At 58.8% G+C, this 19,615-nt stretch carries 21 protein-coding genes and 1 tRNA gene; 14 read left to right on the top strand and 8 right to left on the bottom strand.

Going from position 1 to position 19,615, the window contains the following annotated elements; genetic code table 11:
* Positions 1-100: 100 nt before the first annotated feature.
* From KBX13_RS10095 to KBX13_RS10080, 4 genes are all read left to right on the top strand, one after another.
* Complete coding sequence (locus KBX13_RS10095; protein ID WP_256022045.1) at positions 101-1,201, top strand: alpha/beta hydrolase family protein; 1,101 nt, start codon at positions 101-103, stop codon at positions 1,199-1,201.
* A gap of 39 nt (positions 1,202-1,240) precedes the next feature.
* Positions 1,241-1,313, top strand: a tRNA-Glu gene (locus tag KBX13_RS10090).
* Positions 1,314-1,440: 127 nt separating this feature from the next.
* The gene (locus KBX13_RS10085) at positions 1,441-2,241 is read left to right on the top strand and encodes a carbonic anhydrase (protein ID WP_256001096.1); all 801 of its coding nucleotides are present in this window, start codon (positions 1,441-1,443) and stop codon (positions 2,239-2,241) included.
* A 30-nt stretch (positions 2,242-2,271) separates the two neighbouring features.
* Positions 2,272-2,571: a hypothetical protein gene (locus KBX13_RS10080; protein ID WP_070362564.1), complete on the top strand. Its 300-nt coding sequence runs from the start codon at positions 2,272-2,274 to the stop codon at positions 2,569-2,571.
* Here KBX13_RS10080 and KBX13_RS10075 read toward each other — a convergent pair.
* The gene (locus KBX13_RS10075; RefSeq protein WP_070362563.1) at positions 2,552-3,244 is read right to left on the bottom strand and encodes an IclR family transcriptional regulator; all 693 of its coding nucleotides are present in this window, start codon (positions 3,242-3,244) and stop codon (positions 2,552-2,554) included. The genes KBX13_RS10080 and KBX13_RS10075 overlap by 20 nt on opposite strands.
* 60 nt (positions 3,245-3,304) lie before the next feature.
* Between KBX13_RS10075 and leuC the strand changes: the two genes are divergently transcribed.
* The gene (leuC, locus tag KBX13_RS10070; protein WP_256022043.1) at positions 3,305-4,747 is read left to right on the top strand and encodes a 3-isopropylmalate dehydratase large subunit; all 1,443 of its coding nucleotides are present in this window, start codon (positions 3,305-3,307) and stop codon (positions 4,745-4,747) included.
* A gap of 19 nt (positions 4,748-4,766) precedes the next feature.
* Positions 4,767-5,363, top strand: a complete 597-nt coding sequence (gene leuD / locus KBX13_RS10065; protein ID WP_070976394.1) for a 3-isopropylmalate dehydratase small subunit — start codon at positions 4,767-4,769, stop codon at positions 5,361-5,363.
* Here leuD and KBX13_RS10060 read toward each other — a convergent pair.
* Genes KBX13_RS10060 through KBX13_RS10050 form a run of 3 tightly spaced genes read right to left on the bottom strand, consistent with a single transcriptional unit; the run spans position 5,347 to position 7,299 of the window.
* Complete coding sequence (locus KBX13_RS10060; RefSeq protein WP_070362560.1) at positions 5,347-5,808, bottom strand: hypothetical protein; 462 nt, start codon at positions 5,806-5,808, stop codon at positions 5,347-5,349. The two genes, leuD and KBX13_RS10060, sit on opposite strands and share 17 nt — an antisense overlap.
* A 1-nt stretch (position 5,809) precedes the next feature.
* Positions 5,810-6,256 (bottom strand): YbjN domain-containing protein, encoded by a 447-nt coding sequence (locus tag KBX13_RS10055; protein WP_070976395.1) that lies wholly within the window; start codon positions 6,254-6,256, stop codon positions 5,810-5,812.
* 35 nt (positions 6,257-6,291) lie between these two features.
* Positions 6,292-7,299 (bottom strand): NUDIX hydrolase, encoded by a 1,008-nt coding sequence (locus KBX13_RS10050; RefSeq protein WP_256022041.1) that lies wholly within the window; start codon positions 7,297-7,299, stop codon positions 6,292-6,294.
* A gap of 128 nt (positions 7,300-7,427) precedes the next feature.
* Here KBX13_RS10050 and KBX13_RS10045 point away from each other — a divergent pair, with 128 nt between their 5' ends.
* Positions 7,428-8,426 (top strand): NAD(P)H-dependent glycerol-3-phosphate dehydrogenase, encoded by a 999-nt coding sequence (locus KBX13_RS10045; RefSeq protein WP_070363533.1) that lies wholly within the window; start codon positions 7,428-7,430, stop codon positions 8,424-8,426.
* A gap of 12 nt (positions 8,427-8,438) precedes the next feature.
* Positions 8,439-9,512, top strand: coding sequence for a D-alanine--D-alanine ligase family protein (locus KBX13_RS10040; RefSeq protein WP_070976399.1), 1,074 nt, complete (start codon positions 8,439-8,441; stop codon positions 9,510-9,512).
* On the opposite strand, the gene KBX13_RS10035 is transcribed toward KBX13_RS10040, so the two are convergent.
* Positions 9,509-10,480, bottom strand: a complete 972-nt coding sequence (locus tag KBX13_RS10035) for a DUF3515 domain-containing protein (RefSeq protein ID WP_256022039.1) — start codon at positions 10,478-10,480, stop codon at positions 9,509-9,511. The genes KBX13_RS10040 and KBX13_RS10035 overlap by 4 nt on opposite strands.
* Positions 10,481-10,511: 31 nt before the next feature.
* On the opposite strand from KBX13_RS10035, the gene KBX13_RS10030 reads away from it, so the two are divergent.
* The 6 genes from KBX13_RS10030 to coaD are packed head-to-tail and all read left to right on the top strand — an operon-like array spanning position 10,512 to position 16,912.
* Positions 10,512-11,477 carry a thiamine-phosphate kinase gene (locus tag KBX13_RS10030; protein WP_252931524.1) on the top strand — a complete coding sequence of 322 codons (966 nt, stop codon included), beginning with the start codon at positions 10,512-10,514 and terminating at the stop codon, positions 11,475-11,477.
* Positions 11,474-12,118, top strand: coding sequence for a uracil-DNA glycosylase (locus KBX13_RS10025; protein ID WP_070362555.1), 645 nt, complete (start codon positions 11,474-11,476; stop codon positions 12,116-12,118). Before KBX13_RS10030 ends, KBX13_RS10025 begins: the two co-directional genes overlap by 4 nt.
* Before the next feature lie 11 nt (positions 12,119-12,129).
* Entirely contained in the window at positions 12,130-13,692 is a 1,563-nt protein-coding gene (locus KBX13_RS10020; protein WP_256022037.1) for a DAK2 domain-containing protein, read from the top strand.
* A gap of 3 nt (positions 13,693-13,695) precedes the next feature.
* A complete protein-coding gene (locus tag KBX13_RS10015; RefSeq protein WP_256022036.1) occupies positions 13,696-15,798 on the top strand; it encodes an ATP-dependent DNA helicase RecG in 2,103 nt (700 codons plus the stop codon).
* A gap of 16 nt (positions 15,799-15,814) precedes the next feature.
* Entirely contained in the window at positions 15,815-16,399 is a 585-nt protein-coding gene (locus tag KBX13_RS10010; RefSeq protein WP_305086111.1) for an RsmD family RNA methyltransferase, read from the top strand.
* Positions 16,400-16,402: 3 nt separating this feature from the next.
* On the top strand, positions 16,403-16,912 hold the full coding sequence (gene coaD, locus KBX13_RS10005; RefSeq protein ID WP_070479138.1) for a pantetheine-phosphate adenylyltransferase: 510 nt from the start codon (positions 16,403-16,405) through the stop codon (positions 16,910-16,912).
* A 53-nt stretch (positions 16,913-16,965) separates the two neighbouring features.
* On the opposite strand, the gene KBX13_RS10000 is transcribed toward coaD, so the two are convergent.
* From KBX13_RS10000 to KBX13_RS09990, 3 genes are read right to left on the bottom strand one after another with little or no spacing between them, the layout of a single operon-like run.
* On the bottom strand, positions 16,966-17,757 hold the full coding sequence (locus tag KBX13_RS10000; protein WP_070362550.1) for an amino acid ABC transporter ATP-binding protein: 792 nt from the start codon (positions 17,755-17,757) through the stop codon (positions 16,966-16,968).
* 2 nt (positions 17,758-17,759) lie between these two features.
* A complete protein-coding gene (locus tag KBX13_RS09995; protein ID WP_256022030.1) occupies positions 17,760-18,701 on the bottom strand; it encodes an amino acid ABC transporter permease in 942 nt (313 codons plus the stop codon).
* A gap of 6 nt (positions 18,702-18,707) precedes the next feature.
* Positions 18,708-19,574 (bottom strand): ABC transporter substrate-binding protein, encoded by an 867-nt coding sequence (locus KBX13_RS09990; protein ID WP_070363531.1) that lies wholly within the window; start codon positions 19,572-19,574, stop codon positions 18,708-18,710.
* Between the last annotated feature and the right edge of the window lie 41 nt (positions 19,575-19,615).

The raw sequence follows: 19,615 nt of genomic DNA, 5'->3' as shown, positions 1-19,615 counted from the left end.
GAGCACTGTCCCGCCGTAGGCCCAGGCAGGACCTGGAATCCATATCCAAAAAAGCACACATTTTGTCGCTTAACCCGAGCCTTCGCGGTCAGGGTCGAGCGTGCTTGATGCCGCAAGCGTGGTGTTGGCGGTTCTCAGCCTGAGTTCCGCAGTGCCATTGCTCGCCATCCCCGCAGCGGTGTTGGTTGCGTTAGGCAGGGGAGAGCTGGGGTCATCGATGTACCAGCTGTATCCGGGAAGCTCCACTGGTTCGTCGAGAGGAGATGCATCAGCAACGTTTCCAGCGCATGAAGCGCCGCCCGCTGAGCTGCGGTCTATGCGCCAAGTTGAAGGGGACTTGTGGGAACTCACGGTGTGGTCGCCGTCGATGCAGCGAGAGGTGACGAATGATGTGCTGCTGCCGCGTGGCACCGCGCCTCGACCAACGTTTTACCTCATGATGGGGGCAGACGGCGCTGCGGGCGGCTACAGCTGGGCGAATTCCTCGGACTATCAAGCGTTCTTCGCTGGCAAGCTCGTCAATGTGGTGACACCGAAGGGGTCAGTGTCTTCAATGCAGGCCGACTGGTATCGAGAGGACCCGGCTACAGGTACGAACAAGTGGCTCACCTACATGACTCGTGAGTTACCGCCACTTATCGACGCCCAGTTCCACGGCAACGGGCACGACGCCATCGCCGGCATCTCGATGTCTGGTGGCCCTGCGCTGGACATCGCCGTGAATGCTCCGGATCGGTTCGTGGCGGCCGCATCCTACTCGGGCTGCCCGGCGACCACCGGCGTGCTCGGCGGTATCTACACATCGTCAGGGGTGACAATGAACAAGGGGAACCCGGTCAACATGTGGGGGACGTCGTCGAACAGGGCGTGGTGGCGGCACTCGCCAATTCTTAACCTGGAGCGACTACGCGGGACCACGCTATGGCTGGGGGCTGCACAGGGCGTGCCCGGCGCGATTGACGAGGAGGCATCGTCAAAGAGGCTCGGAGCGCCCATGGTAATCGAAGCAACTTCGTATGCATGCTCGAAGTACTTCGCTGAGACAGCACAGCAGCAAGGGCTCAACGTGACGTGGCATGAAATCGTTGAGGGAACCCATACGTGGGGAGTGTTTGAGCATATGCTGCGAGCGTCATGGCCAACCATCGAGGGCGCGTTGCGGGAAAGCGGCGCGTGGCCTGCAGATTTGGAGAGTTCATAGGGCGACGTTTATTGTTAACGAGTCGCAAAAAGCGAGCGCGCCCCGTTCGTCTAGCGGCCTAGGACGTCGCCCTCTCACGGCGGTAACACGGGTTCAAATCCCGTACGGGGTACAAAGGCAGTCAGTGCAAGCACTGGCTGCCTTTCTTTTTGTGCTTCAAAGGCATGTAGTTTACAGGCTGCGCAGTTCGCGTACCATCGGAGGACCAAACTCCAAGATGAAAGGAACGTGAACATATCATGAGAAAAGCTCATTCTGCCGCGCTTGCAGCGGTGGCTGCTAGCGCACTGCTGCTGGGCGGCTGCTCGCAAGCTGGCACGAGCGCACCATCCACATCGTCAGAGGCCGCCCCGGCCAGTGAAGCGCACTGGGGGTACGAAGGAGACGGTGCTCCAGAGCACTGGGGCGACCTTTCGACCGAATTCGAGGTCTGTGGAAATGGCAAGGAGCAAAGCCCAATCAACTTGAGTGACGCTACCCCTGAAGACTTGGCAGACATAGAGTTTGCATATGCTGCCAGCACGGGTGAAGTTCTGAATAACGGACACACGTTGCAGTACACGCCGTCGACAACGCAGAAGGTAACTCTCGACGGTGAAGATCTGGAGCTCGCGCAGCTGCACATGCACACTCCTGCAGAGCACGAGTTCGACGGTAAGCAGCTTCCTGGCGAGATCCACTTTGTACACAAGAATGCGGCAGGTGACATTACAGTCCTCGGAATTCTGCTTGAGGAAGGTGCACCGAACGAGCTAGTGCAGTATCTGCTTGATAATGCGCCAGAGAACGTGGATACCTCACATATCTCTCAGGAGGAGATCAACATCGCGGATGCTCTTCCAGCATCACATGAGTACATCACGTATGGAGGCTCTTTGACGACGCCACCTTGCTCTGAAAACGTTCGCTGGATGGTAATGACGCAGCCGGTAACTGCCTCAGCTGAGCAACTGCAAGCATTCGAATCGCTGATCGGCAAGAATGCTCGTCCTGTTCAGGACCAAAATGGCCGTGAGCTCACGTTGGACGCCACGAGCTAACAAAGTAGTGATAGGGAGTACGCTGGTCACGTGCTGATTACAGTGTTGCTCTCCATCACGTTCGCGTGCGGGCTGATCATAGCAGCCCTGCATGTGTTGAACCACCAGTTCATCGCCCCTGTGTATGACGTGTGGCTCAACCTCGCAGCGTTTGCAGCGGCCACGACGTCGAATACGTTGCTGCACCAACCGTTGCCGGCGGTTCTGTCGGGGTGTGCTGTGGCCGCCTGGGTGTATCTCGGAATGAGAACGGTGAGAGCGAAGCGTGCTGGACTTGTTGCTGGCGGGCAGCGCCGCCAGCAATCAAGGGTTACCGCAGGGCCTCGGTGAGCTCCTGAGCAGCCTCATGCAGCTCGGGGCCCCACTTTTCGATTGGGGTGGGGGTGAGCCGCTCGGCCGGCCCGGAAACGGAAAGGACAGCGATGACTGATCCGTCTGGGTTGGTGATGGGCGCAGACAGGCTCGCCAGCCCAACTTCACGCTCTGCGATTGACTCAGCGAGTCCGGTTACACGGATCGCCTCGAGGTCTTGCGAGGGAAACGGAGAGGCGTCGATAAGTGAGTGGGCGGCGAACACACGGGCAGCTGAGCCTGCGGTGAGTGAGAGCTGTGAGCCCACGGGAACTGTGTAGGTGAGGCCGCTCTCGGGCTTTTCTGCCGCGATGCAGGTGCGGGTGTCCCCGCTGAGCTTGTAGAGCTGCACGGACTCGCCAGTGACTTCAACGAGGTTGCGCATGATTGGTGCGGCGGCAGAGAGCAAACGGGGGGAGGAGTGCCCTGAAAAGTGGGAGAGTGCGCGGCCGATCGTCCATTGTCCGTCCTCTGTCCTTGCTAGGACGTTATGCACTTCCAGTGCAGTGGCTATTCGGTGAGTCGTCGCTCGGGGCAGTCCGGTTGCTTCGCTGAGCTCGGCGAGGGTTTTGTCGCCGCCTGCGACCGCTCGTACGATGGAAATCGAGCGATCGAGCACTTTAATTCCAGAGTCTTCGCTATACTGTCTCACGTCATGGATTCTACCATCTCACTCGGTGGGAGGTGGTTGCGACTGTTGAGGAGGAGCAAGATGGGCCAAAAGCCATTAACGCTGGCGGAAAAAGTGTGGCGTGATCACGTGGTCACCCGTGGAGAGAACGGTCAGCCTGATCTTCTCTACATCGACTTTCAACTCCTGCATGAGGTGACGTCACCGCAGGCATTTGATGGTTTGCGCCTCAACGGGCGCCGCATGCGTCACCCAGAGCTGCACCTTGCCACCGAAGACCACAACGTGCCAACCACGGGCATCGTTTCTGGCGAGCTGACAGAAATTAGCGACCCGACCTCGCGCACCCAGGTCTCGACGCTGCGAAAGAACTGTGAAGAGTTCGGCGTTGTGCTGCACGAAATGGGCGATAAGGAACAGGGCATCGTCCACACCGTTGGTCCACAGCTGGGCATTAGCCAGCCCGGCATGACGATTGTGTGCGGCGACTCGCATACATCGACGCACGGTGCGTTCGGTTCGATCGCCATGGGTATCGGCACCTCTGAGGTAGAGCACGTCATGGCGACCCAGACGCTGCCGCTGGCACCGTTCAAGACGATGGCGATTGAGGTCAGTGGAACGCTGCAACCTGGTGTGAGTGCGAAAGATTTGATCCTGGCAATCATCGCCAAGATTGGTACTGGCGGTGGCCAAGGGCACATCATTGAATACCGCGGCGAAGCCATTCGGAAACTTTCAATGGAAGCGCGCATGACCATCTGCAACATGTCCATCGAGGCAGGCGCCCGTGCCGGCATGGTGGCACCCGATGAGACGACATTTGAGTATGTTAAGGGACGTCCGTACGCGCCGAAGGGGAAGGACTGGGACGACGCAGTGGCGTACTGGAAGACGCTGCCAACTGACCCCGGCGCGAAGTTCGACGCCGTCGTAGAGATCGACGCCTCGACGCTCACCCCGTTCGTCACCTGGGGTACCAATCCCGGCCAGGGCTTGCCGCTGAGCGCCTCAGTTCCTGACCCTGAGGACTTCGGAGACGACAGCGTGAAGCAGGCCGCGGAAAAAGCATTGCAGTACATGGGGTTGACCCCTGGCACGCCGTTGCGTGACATCAAGATTGATACAGTCTTTCTGGGATCGTGCACGAACGCGCGCATCGAAGACTTGCGCGCCGCTGCAGAGGTTGTGCGCGGCCAAAAAATCGCGAAGGGGACCCGCATGCTGGTCGTGCCGTCCTCTGCCAAGGTCAAGCAGCAGGCGGAAGAAGAAGGCCTGCACACAATCTTTGAAGAGTTCGGCGCTGAGTGGCGCACCGCGGGCTGCTCTATGTGTCTGGGTATGAACCCCGACCAGCTTGCCCCTGGAGAGCGCAGCGCTTCGACGTCCAACCGAAACTTCGAAGGCCGCCAAGGACCTGGTGGTCGCACACACCTAGTTTCGCCCGAAGTAGCGGCTGCTACAGCAGTACTCGGCCACCTCGCCGCACCCGCAGACATTCCTTCCACCGCCAACGCACAGTAGTCAGGAGCTGAACACGATCATGGAAAAATTCACAACCCACAGTGGCGTCGCAGTTCCGTTGACGCGGTCAAATGTGGACACCGACCAGATTATTCCCGCCCGCTACCTCAAGCGGGTGACCCGTACCGGATTCGAAGATGGCCTGTTTTCAAACTGGCGCAACAATGAACCTGACTTTGTGCTGAACAACGAGGCATACAAGGAAGGGTCGGTGCTGTTCGCCGGCCCCGACTTCGGCACTGGCTCCTCCCGCGAACACGCGGTGTGGGCTCTGCAGGACTACGGGTTCCGGGCGGTATTTAGCCCACGGTTTGCTGATATCTTCCGAGGCAACGCGGGCAAAGCGGGCCTTCTAGCTGGCATCATGTCGGAGTCTGACATCGAACTGATCTGGAAGCAGCTCGAGCAGGCACCAGGCACTGTCGCTACTGTTTCATTGCCGGACCGCACCGTCACAGTCGGGGAGAGTACCTACTCGTTCGACGTCGACGACTACACGCGTTGGCGCCTGAGCGAAGGCCTCGACGATATCGGGCTGACGCTGCGAAACGAGCAAGCCATCGAGGAGTACGAACAGCAGCGTCGCCCGTTTTACCCCGCTACTTCTCCTCGGTAGCAGGGGTGCCGAGACGTTCGAGAGCCGAAGGTGCGAACGTCGATAAGAAGTCGCGGACCGACGTCGTGATGCCGTGGATAGCGGAGGAGACGTGGTCCGCGAACTGCTGGTCGCTGTACTCCCAATAGCCCGGCATGACATACGCAACGCCCAGAGCGGAGACATCGCGCTTCTCGTCTTTCATTACGACGAGCGATGGGAATGCGTGGGCGTTGTTGTAGTCCTCGCACCACGTGAGCACTTCGTCGAAACGACTTGCGTCGACAGCATCGATTGAGACAGTAGAGACGAAATGCAGGCTTGTATCGACCAGCTTCATCTCAAAGCCGATACCGGAAAATGCTGTAATGAGTGAGTTGTACTGCGTAGGCTCCCGGTACTCCCAACCGCGTTGGTCAAACAGCTTGCGAAGACGATCAAGACTTAACGGCTGTAGCTGTTGCATTTTACTGTTCCTTCTCCTGCTTGTACGGGTGCTTGTCTTTGAGATGCGCGAAGTTTTCGTCGAGCGCTTCCACCGCGTAGTGCATGATGGAGAAGTAAAACTGCAGCATTGACTGCAGCTGCTCGTCGCTGAAACCGTCGGAGGAGAAAAACGGTGCCTCAAATAGCGCGACCAGAGCACCGTCCTCGCGCTGAATCGGATGTGCACGAACGAGGGGCAGTGAGCGGTTCAACTCATTGATGCTGAGACGAAGATTGCTCTTATCTGCATTCATCTTCGCGGTTCCAAGCCACTGGCTGGTGATCTTGAATCCGATGTCCTTGACTTCAAAGAAGCACATGATCGACGGAAACGCGGTGCGGGTGAGGCCGTCCTCGGAACTGCGGAAATACTGCAATTCAAGCGCATCGAGTGCCGCTTCGATTCGTTCTTGGGTAACTGGCTGCAACTGGGCAGTCCTTTCTTTTTCTAGGCGAAGTGTCCTTAGAGCACCGGTAGTGGAGATGGCATGTAGTCGGCGCCGATGAGTTGCCCATCGTTAAAGGACAGTACCCATACCGACGCCTTCTTCGCCAGGATCGGCGAATCGATCGGCAGACGACCGTCGGCCGAAAGCGCAGCAATCATCTCAGGGATGACCCCGCCCTGCGAGCACACAACGTGTGTGCCACCGCGTTTGATGAGCGCATCAAAATCTGCGCGGGCGGCTACCTGGTTCTCCTGCCACGCGATTTCACCGAAGGTGGCGTCAATCGTGATGTCTTTACCGAGTGCCTTCGCAAGTGGGATCAGTGTCTGCTCGCAACGCAACGGCTCGGCAGAATACAGAGACTCAGGAGCGAACGCCTGCAGCAGCGGCACAAGCGCCTTCGCCTGGCGCTTGCCCTTCTTATCGAGCGGCCGACGACTATCGTCGTGCTTCCAGGCCTCCTTGTAGTTCGCACGAGCGTGGCGCACGTACAGAATTCGGGTGTCAGCGGGGGTGGCGAAGCGCTTCGCAGCTTTCAGCAATACTTGCCTGTCGAGCTCGTAGCTCATCACCTGCGTCGCATCGTCGATCTTGAGCCAGCGAATCTCGTCGACTTCATTGTTAGGGGTGAACTCGCCGCCGACTACCTTGCCGGTCCAGTAGTACACAACCTTCGTCGTGTTCTTGACTGGATACACGGTTTTGCCAATCAACTTTCCCAGCCGGACTTCGTAGCCAGTTTCCTCCTGAATTTCGCGAACGGCGGTGGTAACAAGGAACTCGTCCGGATCCACCTTGCCTTTGGCGAGCGACCAGTCGTCGTAGTGTGGGCGGTGGATACAAGCGACTTCTATAGAACCCGGATGCTCGAGATCGCCACGCCACAGCACAGCACCCGCGGCGAGTGTTGTCTTCTTGAACTCTCGACGCGGATGGCGGGGGACTTCTTGGTGGCGTCCGGTAATGAACATTTCTCCGAATTGGTCTTTGTGTTGTTCGTGGAGCTTCGTTGAACGTGACATACTTTCTATCTTTACGCACTTTGCAGGTTTTCGCTGCAGCGACAGGTCAGCGGGCTGATTGTGGATATTGGCGGTAGAAAAGTGCTAGCGTGAAACGGTTCATGCAGACAGGAATGGCGGTGGCACAAGTGGTAAACGTAGCGGTAATGGGTGCAGGTTCCTGGGGGACAACCTTGGCCAAAGTGTTTGCCGATGCCGGCAACATGGTGCAGCTGTGGGCACGCCGGGATGAGCTGGCGAAGACCATGCAGGAGAGTCGGGAGAACCCCGATTACCTGCCGGGGATTGCGCTGCCGGACGGGGTCTTCGCAACGTCTGACGCGGAAGCGGCACTGCAGGCTGCAGATATCGCTATTTTTGCCGTGCCAAGCCAAACCATGCGCCAGAACCTGGAAGTGTGGGCCCCGCTGCTGCGTACTGACACCACGCTGTTGTCCATTTCGAAAGGTATTGAGACCGGTACATACATGCGAATGTCGGAGATCATCGCTGAGGTTACCGGTGCAGAGGAGAACCGAATCGCGGTGCTCAGTGGGCCAAACCTTTCCCGCGAGATTGCTGAGGAGCAGCCGGCGGCCACCGTCATCGCCTGCAGTGACATCAACCGTGCGAAGCTCGTGCAGGCGGCGTGTGCGACGTCGTACCTGCGCCCGTATACGAACACTGATGTTGTCGGCTGTGAGATCGGAGGTGCGACGAAGAACGTCATCGCGCTTGCCTGTGGCATGGCTTCTGGCCAGGGGCTAGGGGAGAACACGCTGGCAACGCTTATTACCCGTGGTTTGGCTGAAAGTACGCGTCTAGGCCAGGAGTTGGGTGCCGACGCCCGGACGTTCGCAGGCCTGGCGGGCATGGGGGACTTGGTTGCCACGTGCTCCTCGCCGCTGTCTCGTAATCGAACTTTCGGTTCTGCGCTGGGGAAGGGTGCCACGATTGAAGAGGCGAAGGCTGCAACGAAGGGCCAGGTTGCTGAGGGGGTTATTTCCTCACGCAGCATTTATCAGCTCGCCGAGCGCCACGGCGTGGACATGCCGCTGACACAAGCCGTTTTCGCGGTGTGTCACCAGGGTGTGACGGTGGAGGAGACGATTGCTGCGTTGATGGGTCGGTCGAAAAAGTCGGAGTAGACACCAGGTAATGTGTCAGCTGTGATTCGTATTGCAGTAGTCTACGGTGGTCGTTCCACCGAGCATTCAATTTCTTGTATTTCTGCCGGCTCCATCATGGCCCACCTCGACCCCGAGGTGTACGAGGTGTTTCCAGTAGGTATTCGCCGGGATGGTACTTGGGTGCGCGGGGAAATCGACCCAGTTGGCGGAGAGGCGCTTCCCGAAGTTCGTGGTGGTGCAGAGATCGCGTTGAGCATTAACCCTTCGCGCCGCGGTGAGTTTACTGATGTCGCCACCGGCGAGACCGTCGCGCAGGTCGACGTTGTTTTCCCGGTCCTGCACGGGCAGTTTGGTGAAGACGGCACAATCCAAGGCATGTTCGAGCTTTCGGGAATCCCGTACGTGGGGCCAGGCGTCTTGGCGTCCGCGAGTGGCATGGACAAGGAGTACACGAAGAAGCTCGTGGCACTTGCCGGAATTACAGTGACTCCGGAAGTGATTCTCCGCGGAGGTGAACTGCTGCTCGATGAGGATAAGCAGCGCCTAGGCCTTCCAGTGTTCGTCAAGCCCGCTAACGGTGGATCGTCGATTGGTGTGTCCAAGGTGACCACGTGGGAAGACTTCGATGCCGCACTGCATCAAGCGTACGAGTGCGACTCGAAAGTGATCGTCGAATCGGAGCAGGTCGGCGACGAAGTCGAGGTTGGAGTTCTGGAGTTTCCCGATGGCCGCATCGAGGCTTCCGTGCCGGCCAAACTCAATGGAACTGATGCCTCCGCAGAAGGCTTCTACGGCTTCGAAACGAAGTACATGGAAGAGGGAGTTACAGCAACAATCCCCGCGCCTTACGACGCCTCTTTGATAGCTACCCTGCAGGACCAAGCAGTCCGTGCATTCAATGCACTGAACTGTAAGGGATTGGCACGCGTGGACTTCTTCGTCACCGACAAGGGTCCTGTGCTCAACGAGATCAACACCATGCCGGGGTTCACCGCAATTTCGATGTACCCACAGGTGTGGAACGCAAGCGGCATCGACTACCCGAAACTGCTCGACACTCTGGTCCGCACTGCGCTGCAGGTAGCCGACGGCGCAACGGACTAAGACTTGCGTTCGGGGACGTGCTTCTCGACGAGCTCGGTCAGCGTGGTGATGACCTCATTGCCCTCACCTGAGGGCACAAAGGCCGCAACGTTGACCTCTCGCCCGAGCGCGTACCACGTCGACGAGGTGGTACCAGTTGCAGTGATGGTGTCCTCAAACCAAGGGATCCCGTTGATCTGTTGCAAGGTCGCTCCGGCCTCGTAGTGCTCCGGGTCGTTCACACCACAACGCAGCACAATCGGTTCGTGGCCAAGCTGCGTCCAGACTGCAGTTTGCGGCGAAGCCACGTTGTTCTCAGGAAGCCGTTTATAGCCTTCGACGAGCGTTTCAGGAAGCGCAGCAAGCAATCCGCCGCATGCGTTTGCTCCACTCCCGTCCGTTAAATGCGTCGCTGGCTGCAGCTCAGAGAGCGGCGCCGGGTTGCGGGGAAGATCGCGCTGCGGCAGCGCACTCACGTTAATCTCGTCCACTGGCGTATCTGCCCTGCCGAGTCCCTCCGCGTCGGTAGTCACGGCGACTACCGGCCAACGGTCCGCGCTAAACCACGTGACCATGCTTGAGCCTGGGGTGGCGTCGTCAATTCTGATCCACTCTGCACCATTGTGGGAGGACACCGGGGTGTACTCGGTGTACTGCAGGGGCATTTCCACGCCGCAGCGCAGCGTGACGCGTCGAGTTGAAGAGGACTGCCACGCGGCAGCACCTGCCGGAGCCGGGGCGGCGAGCTCCGCACGCTTGTGCCCAAGCACCTTTTCAGGAAGGCTGTCCACGAGCGCAGCGCACTCGGGTGAATCAGCCTCGGGGGAAGGCAGCTCAGTCATCGCCACAGGCTGCAGTGCCACCTGCTGGAAAAAATACCGAGCACCCACAATGACGCCCAGAACAAGCGCCACTGCGAGGCCCAAACTGATGTAGACCGCTGTACGGTTAATCTGTGAATCATGCAACGCGCCAGTGGAATCTTTCATGGCGTACAAGTCTACTGAAAGGCGCACTTTGGTGAGTAACGTCGGCTTTCCCACGCACGGCCCGACGCTCCGGGAGGTGGGAGAACAAGCAACGATTGACGCCATCGTTGGTGCATCGCCATCGCCGCTCAACGGTGATGACGCAGCAGTGCTCGAATCGCACACGCCGAATAGCCGCGCGGTCGTAACAACGGACATGCTCGTCGAGGGACAGCACTTTCGCTTTTCGACGACCACCCCTGCTTTGTTGGGGCGCAAAGCCATCGTGCAAAACTTCGCCGACATCGAGGCGATGGGTGCTCGCCCCGTTGCCGCGCTACTCGCGCTCTCGGCGCCTCCGGACACCCCGCTTGCCGTCGTGAGTGAGCTTGCACGAGGGATCCATCTCGAATTGGAGCGATACTCGAGCGAGCTCGTCGGCGGGGACATTACGAGTGGGAACCAACTGACGATCGCGATTACCGCGATTGGTTCGTTAGGAGGTAGTTTGCCGCCACTGCGCTTGAGCCAAGCGCGTCCAGGACAGCGAGTGATAGCGCACGGGAAAATCGGCTATTCTGCTGCTGGCTTTGCACTACTGGAGTCCGGACGGGAAATCCCGGAACGGCTTGCGGATATCGTACATGCGCACCGTTGCCCGCAACTGACTCCTGGGCGCGGGGTTGTTGCACGAGCAGCAGGGGCTACAGCCATGACAGACAACTCCGACGGGCTACTGCACGATCTGGGCGTGATAGCCCGGGCCTCGAACGTGGGGATTAACATCTCGCGCGCCGCTGTAGCCCCAAGTGATCAGCTGCGAGAAGCCGGTGAGTTCCTAGGCGTCGACCCATGGGACTGGGTACTCAACGGGGGAGAAGACCACACATTGCTGGGCACGATCGATGGGGACGCACCCGTGGGGTATCGTTCGATCGGTACGGTCACACGCAAAGTCGGCGTGGAAATCGACGGCGTCGCACACACCGCGCGCCATGAATGGGAGCCTTTTTCATGAACTTACCCGTCCACCCTTCCTGGCAGGAACCGCTGGCGGAAGTAGAACCTGCCATCCACGCGATGGGAGACTTTCTCCGCGGTGAACCCGCGTACCTGCCTGCCGGAAAAGACATTCTCCGTGCGTTTTCGACCCCATTTGAAGATGTCCGTGTGCTCATCTTGGGTCAAGATCCGTACCCGACGCCCGGCCACCCCATGGGTCTCTCATTCTCGACGCAGCCAGGCGTGAAACCGCCCCGATCGTTGGTAAACATCTACCAGGAGCTCAACGATGACCTCGGTATCCCCCCACGAGCCGACGGGGACTTGACCTCCTGGCAGCGAAACGGAGTCATGCTGCTCAACAGAGTACTCACAGTCCGGCCCGGCGCGCCGGCGTCACACCGCGGGAAGGGCTGGGAAGCAGTGACCGCACACGCAATCGCAAAGCTCGCTCAGCGTAATACTCCGTTGGTTGCGATCCTGTGGGGCAGAGACGCACAAACGGCGAAACAGTTCCTCGGGAGTACGCCAACGATTGAGTCCCCACATCCGTCGCCGCTGTCGGCGCGCCGGGGATTTTTCGGGTCGCGGCCATTCAGTCGGGCAAATCAGGCGCTCATTGCACAGGGTGCCTCACCTGTCGACTGGGCACTGTAGACTGTCTGACCATGGAAACAGCAACTGCACTCGATGGACCACGGCTCCTGTCCTGGGCTCGTCGGGCTGCGGCAGAACTCGAACGTCGCCGACACGAGATCAACCAGCTCAATGTGTTTCCCGTCCCGGACGCGGACACTGGTTCCAACATGGCGCAGACGATGGCGGCGGCTGTCGAAGAGGCGTCGAAAAGATCTGATGCTCAGTCGATGCAGGAAGTAGCCGAAGCGCTTGCCGTTGGCGCCATTCGCGGCGCGCGTGGCAACTCGGGTGTTGTGCTGTCCCAGGTCATCCGAGGCGTCGCGCAAACCGCCGATGAAGATACTCGAAGCGGGCAGTTCATCGCGAACGCGCTTGCCCAAGCAGTGCAGTTTGTTGACCGCGCAATTGCCGAGCCGGTAGAGGGCACCGTGATCACGGTGCTGCGGGCGGCGTCGACTGCGGCATCGCAAGCGCTGCAGGAAACAGGGGGAGAAGCACCCGCGTTGAGCATCGCACAGGCTGCCGCCGACGCTGCGGAAACTGCACTTGCACGTACCCCGTCACAGCTGGAAGCGTTACGGGAAGCGGGCGTCGTCGACGCAGGAGGCACCGGCCTCGTTATCCTCCTGGAATCACTTGTATACGAACTCGACGGCCAACCCTACGAGGTAGCGCAGCCTGCCACACACGGAACCTCTCACGTGATCTCACACGCAAGTGGCAAGGCAAACCTGGAAGTCATGTTCTTCTTCGAAGGCGACATGGATGTCCTTGAGGGCGAACTGAGCACCATGGGCGACTGTCTTGTGATCGCTCGCAATAACGAGCACAGCGGCAAAGTCCACATTCACTCCACCGAGGCCGGCGCAGTGATTGAGCGCGCGTTCGCCCGCGGTACCGTGACACAACTGCATCTCGAAGTGCTCCCGGACGAACCTGTCACGCAAACTCCCACAAGACTGGTTGTCGCAGTGACGCCTCCCGGATCACTTACTGATCTCTACGCGCAGGCAGGTGCGGTAACAGTCGCGCCGGGCGAGAATATTGTCGCGGACATCCTCGCCGCCGTCCACAAAACCGAAGCTCGCGAAGTTATTTTGCTGCCGAACGGACTGCTTGATCAGCGAAGCCTCGCCGCAGTGGAGAAAGCAACCCACGCCTTCGAACAAAGCATCACCCTGCTTCCTACCGTGCGGCTTGTTTCCGGTATCGCGGCGCTCGCCGTTCATGACCCAGCCCAACCACTCGCGACGGCAGCTTTCACCATGTCGGAGGCCGCCGGAGAAATGCGAACCGCTGTCCTCCAGCGCGCCCCTAAAGCCGGGCTCGTGCAAGGAGGGGCAGTCTCGAAGGGCGACATCATCGCCATGGCACACGGCGAAACACTCCTGATCGCTGACGACGCGATAGCCGCCGTCGAAAAGACCTGCAAGCGCCTCCTCGAGCCCGGTGGGGAACAAGTCACCGTACTCTTCGATACCGCATCACTGCGCGCCGAAGACCTCGCGGCACTCGACGACAAACTCGACGTCGACGTCATCGTTTTCCCCGCAGACGGGCTCGGTGCCGTCGCCGAGATCGGAGTCGAATAGGAAGTGCTAGGAAACATCGACCCCAGGCCGCTCAACCTCGTCATCCCCCTGAAACAAGCCAAGGCAATCACCAAACACCTTGGATACAGCACCTGCGGCGAGCTCCTCGAGCACTACCCACGCCGATACCTCCACTACGGCACCGCGACCGACCTTGCCACCATCAATGAAGGCGATACACTCAGCATCGTCGGCGAAATCACCGCTACCCAACGCATCCCCAACAGAAAACACCCCAACCGACCCATCTACCGAACCCACGTCTACGACGGCACCAACACCTTCACCGCAACATTCTTCGGCTCCAACTACGCCATGCGAGTGCTCAAAGAACACACCCGCGTCATGATGACCGGCAAAATCAGCACGTACCGCAACGAAATCCAGTTCCAACACCCAGACTTCGTACTACTCGACGGCCCCACCCAAGCCACCGGAGCACTACGACAACTCCAACACTTCGGCGACCTCGAAGCAATCCTCTCCGGACGCGAATGGCTCCCAATCTACCCGGCAACAAAACAGGTCAGCACCTGGACCATCATGGGAGCCGTCCACACCATCCTGCAAAGCCTCCCCACAGTCCCCGAACCACTCGGCGCAAGCCCTGACGGATACATCGCCCGCGACAGCGCCATCCGCACCATTCACCAACCTGACACCGAAGGACCCGAACCCGCCCGCCGACGCCTCAAATACGACGAAGCCATGACCGTCGCACTCGCCATGAGCGTGCGACGCACCGACGCAAACAACCACAACGCTCCAGCCCTTCCCAAACAACCAAACGGCGAACAATCCCGACTCATTACACAACTCCCATTCCCACTCACTGGCGGGCAACAACGCGTCATCCAGGAAATCTCCACCGACCTGACTCACGCCCACCCAATGAGCCGCCTCCTCCAAGGAGAGGTCGGCTCCGGCAAAACTATCGTCGCACTGATCAGCATGCTCCAAGCGGTTGATAACGGCGCTCAAGCAGCCCTGCTCGCACCTACCGAGGTGCTCGCGCAGCAACACGCACGATCGCTTACAGAGACGCTCATACGCGCCGGGCTGCACACGACCGTGGTGCCACTCACAGGCTCCATGCCGACGGCACTGAAGCAAGATGCCCTCCTCAAGATTGTCTCGGGTGAGGCGGACATAGTCGTGGGCACCCACGCGCTGATTCAAGACAGCGTGGAGTTCTTTAACCTTGGCTTCGTCATTGTCGACGAGCAGCATCGTTTTGGCGTGGAGCAGCGCGACCGACTTCGCGCAAAGTCAAGGGCGCAGACTCCGCACTTACTCGTCATGACAGCGACGCCGATCCCGCGCACAATCGCAATGACCGTCTTTGGTGATCTCGAGGTCTCGGTGCTCAACGAGCTGCCAGGCGGAAGGAAGCCTATTCAATCCTCAGTTGTTCCGGAGTTCAAGCCGACGTGGATTGCACGTGCTTGGGAGAAGATGCGGGAAGATGTCGCGGCTGGCCACCAGGTTTACATTGTGTGCCCGCGCATTGACGGTGAGGGTGGTGTCCTTGAGACCGCCGAGTGGTTGCGCGCTACCGAGTTCCCAAACCTGCAAGTAGCCGTACTGCACGGCAAGATGCGTGCTGAGGAAAAAGACGCTGTGATGTCCGATTTTGCAGCGGGTGGCATTGACATCTTGGTAGCTACGACCGTCATCGAAGTTGGCGTAGACGTGCCGAACGCGACTGTCATGATGGTACGGGAATCAGAAAGCTTTGGCGTTTCACAGCTACACCAGCTGCGAGGCCGAGTCGGGCGAGGCGGCAATCAATCTCTGTGTCTTTTCCATACACAGGCAGAAGAAGGCAGTGATGCCTTTCAGCGGGTCTGGGAGGTTGCTCAGACGCGCGATGGCTTTGCTCTCGCCGATCTAGACTTGCGCCACCGCCGTGAGGGTGACGTGCTCGGAACAGAGCAGTCAGGTATCCGTCGCACGTTTAAATTGATCGACTTGATTGAGGACTACGAGATCGTTACCAGTGCGTACCGCGATGCGGCCCGCTTTGTCGAAGAAGACCTTGAGAAGGCACGGGCGCTCAGTGCACACCTCCAAGATGAGGACTTTGTGTACCTAGAAAAGAGCTAAAGCTAGAGTGAGTACCATGAATCGCATCATTTCTGGTGAAGCCCGTGGGCGCAAGATTAAAGTTCCGCCGGAGGGGACACGGCCAACGTCGGACCGCGCGCGAGAGGGCCTCTTTTCCTCTCTGCAGGTCCGCTTTGGGTTCCCTGGGCAGCACGTCCTTGACCTCTTTGCCGGATCCGGCGCACTAGGGCTGGAGGCAGCCTCGCGTGGCGCTGAGGAAGTGGTGCTTGTGGAAGACGACCCGAAAGCGGTCGCGGTGATTGAGCACAATGCGGGCGTTGTCGGGCACCCGAACACCCGTGTCGAGCCCGTGAAAGTCTCCACGTATGTGGCGCGTGCTCCCAAGCAGCACTTTTCAATGGTGCTCGCTGATCCACCCTACGACCTTGCCGATGAAGCCGTCGCTGAAATGGTCACTGCGTTGCAGGAGCTACTTGTCGACGGCGCTGTGGTCGTCATCGAACGCCACCGCGAAAGCCCCGAGACCGCATGGCCGCCCGCGTTCACCCCTACGGGACAGAAACTCAAGAAGCGCTTGTACGGGATTGCAAGGTTCGATATGGCAGTGTATACAGCCCCCTCAGACGCTCAGGAGGAGTGAGTTATGGCCCAATCGTTAGCTTCGGCTCGTAACGTTGCGGTGTGCCCCGGGTCGTTCGACCCCTTCACGAACGGGCACCTGGATATCGTAGACCGTGCTCGACGCCACTTCGACGAAGTAGTCGTTCTGGTAACTGGGAACCCAACCAAGAAAACTGGAATGTTTACAGTGGCGGAACGAGTCGCCTTGATCCAGTCCGCCGTCGCCGACATGCCGGAAGTGAAAGTAGACAGCTGGGGTGGGTTGTTGGTCGACTACACCAGCGCACACGGCATTACTGCCCTGGTGAAAGGCTTGCGATCGTCACTTGACTATGAGTATGAGCTGCCAATGGCGCAGATGAACCGCCGACTCACCGGTGTTGAGACGTTCTTCTTGCTCACTGACGAGAAGTACGGCTACATTTCGTCCTCGCTATGCAAGGAAGTCGCCCGCTTCGGAGGCGATATCGGGGGACTGGTACCTCCGGCGGTCATGCAGGCGATGAACGAACGCCTGCGCGAAGCAAAGTAAAAACCCGGAAGATCAGCCAAGCAGATCTACCGGGCTCCGATTGGGCGCTCAAGCTAGAAAATTGTAGAAAGGAAGGCCTTCGTGCGTTCCTTTTGAGGGTTGTCGAGCACCTGTTCAGGGGTGCCGTACTCGACGATCTGACCGTCGGACATGAATGCAACGTGATCTGCGACCTCGCGCGCGAATGCCATCTCGTGCGTGACCACCAACATCGTCATGCCGTCCTGCGCAAGTTGCTTCATCACCCGCAACACTTCACCAACAAGCTCCGGGTCAAGTGCGGACGTGGGCTCGTCGAAAAGCATGAGCTTTGGATCCATCGCGACCGAACGAGCAATAGCAACTCGCTGCTGCTGACCACCTGAAAGCTGGATCGGGTAGGCGTCCGCCTTCGACTCGAGTCCGACCATGCGCAGAAGCTCCATCGCACGGACCTTTGCCTTCTCCGGCGACTCGCCCTTGACATGGACTGGAGCTTCAATGATGTTGTCGAGCACGGTGCGGTGCCCGAACAAGTTAAAGCTCTGAAAGACCATCCCGATGTCCCGGCGCTGGACTGCGGCATCCTTCTCGCTCATCTCATAGAGCGTGCCGTTCTTTTCGCGGTACCCGATCAGATCACCATCAACGTACAGGCGACCAGCAGTGACCTTCTCAAGATGGTTAACGCAGCGAAGGAATGTGGACTTGCCGGAGCCGGAAGGACCGATCAAACAGGTAACAGAACCCGGAGCTACTTCGAGGTTGATGCCCTTGAGTACTTCCAAGCTGCCGAAGGACTTCCATACGTCAACCGCTTGGATCATTGGCGTTTGGGCGGGGGAAGAAGATGTAGGAGAAGCCATGGTTACCGTTGGTTCCTTTCTGGAGCTTCAATGATCTCGACGTTGTTTGGAATTGTGCCTTCGGCGTCGGCCAAGCTAGCGAGCTGCCGGGCAGTGAGCTGGCGGGTTGCGCCCCGGTCGAAGTAGCGCTCCAGGTAGTGCTGCGCGACCATCAGCAAGGAGGTAATTACCAAGTACCACGTTGCTGCCACAAGCAGCAACGGAACCGGTTGGAACAGCGCTGCAGCGATATCCATCGAGCGGCCGTACAGCTCCAGGGAGTAAGGAACCGCAACAACCAACGAAGACGTCTTCAGCAAGGAGATAAATTCATTTCCTGTCGGCGGAATGATAATGCGCATCGCTTGGGGAAGAACTGTCCTAGTCATGGTCTGGGACCAGCTCATGCCTAGCGACTTCGAGGCTTCAATCTGTCCTTCTGGAACAGCGGAGACACCCGAGCGGACAATTTCCGCCATGTAGGCGGCCTCATTGAGGCCAAGACCAACGACGGCGAGAGCAAATGCGGAAGAGGTGAACGGCTCGAGGGAGATTTGCGTAAACCCGAGATTGATGGAGTCGTAGATCGCACCGATCAGGCCCCAGAACATCAACTGAACGTACACGGGGGTACCGCGGAAAATCCAGAGGAAAACCCAGCTTACGGTGCGAAACACCGGGTTGGGACTCATTCGCATCACGGCAAGGAGCACACCGCCGACCACGCCAATAAGCATCGCGAGGACCGTAATCGCAATGGTGTGTAGAGCAGCTACCGCGATTCGAGTATCGAAGAGGTACTGCGCGTATGTGTCCCACCCATACGCTTCATTCTTGGCTGCGCCAATAATAAACCAGACAACGAGGACGCCGAGCAGGACCGCGAGCGCCCACCGTCCTGGGTGCCGTAACGGTTTCGCTTCAATTCTGGCAGGCCGGCTTTGGCTAGTAGATGGTGTGGTCATGGTCTGTTACTTCCATTCTGTAAGGGGCTGTTCGTTAATAAGCGCGGTATCGAGCAGGCCAGTTCGTACGTTCCACTGCGCCAAAATGCGCTCGTAATCGCCAGTGTCGATGAGGTGCTGCATTGCGTGGGCAAGCGCAATGCTCAGACCTGAGTCTTTTGGCACCGCGATTCCGTATGGTGCTGCGTCGAACATGTCACCCACGAGCTCGAGCTTCCCGTCGGAGCGTTCGACCGCCCAAGACGTGACAGGGGAGTCAGCACTAAAGGCATCTGCACGGCCAACCAGTGCCGCGAGCGCCGCGTTGTCAGAGGTGTCGAACGACAGGATGGTGATGGGTGGTTTTCCTGCTTCAATACAAGCATCATTCTTCGGACGCACGTCATCGGTCTCGGAAACGGTTGTGCGCTGAACCGCAACTGTGAGACCACAAGCATCCTCTGGGTTCACGTGCGTACCGGTGAGTTGAGCCCACTGGATTCCTGCGAAGAGGAAATTAACGAACTCAAAGCTTTTGCGGCGCTCTTCGTTATCAGTAAATCCAGACATGCCAGCGTCAAGGCTGCCTGCCTGAACCGCAGGTAGGATCATAGAAAAATCCATCTCCTGTGGATCGAATTCGAGACCCATGATTGAGGCAAGCGCGCGCCCGAGGTCAAGCTCCAGCCCGATCAAATTACCTTGTGAGTCTTTGAACTCGAAGGGGGCGAATGGTGGGTTGGCGCCAATTGAGAATTTGCCGTCTCTCGAGACATTCTCGGGCACCATCGCCGCAATCTCAGGAACGGTAGCAGGCTCAATAGGCTCCCAGCCATCTGGGTTGCCACCTTCCACGTTGGTTACGCAGCCACTGAGAAGACCAACGCCCATCATCAACGTGAACGCGCTGAGGACCCTCGTCGCCTTGCCAAAGC

The organism is Corynebacterium sp. CCUG 51687, from assembly GCF_024453995.1.
In the GTDB taxonomy this organism is placed as follows: Bacteria; Actinomycetota; Actinomycetes; order Mycobacteriales; family Mycobacteriaceae; genus Corynebacterium; species Corynebacterium pseudogenitalium.
The sequence above is the reverse complement of the archived record's forward strand: the minus strand, read 5'-3'. Positions and strand labels throughout refer to the sequence as shown.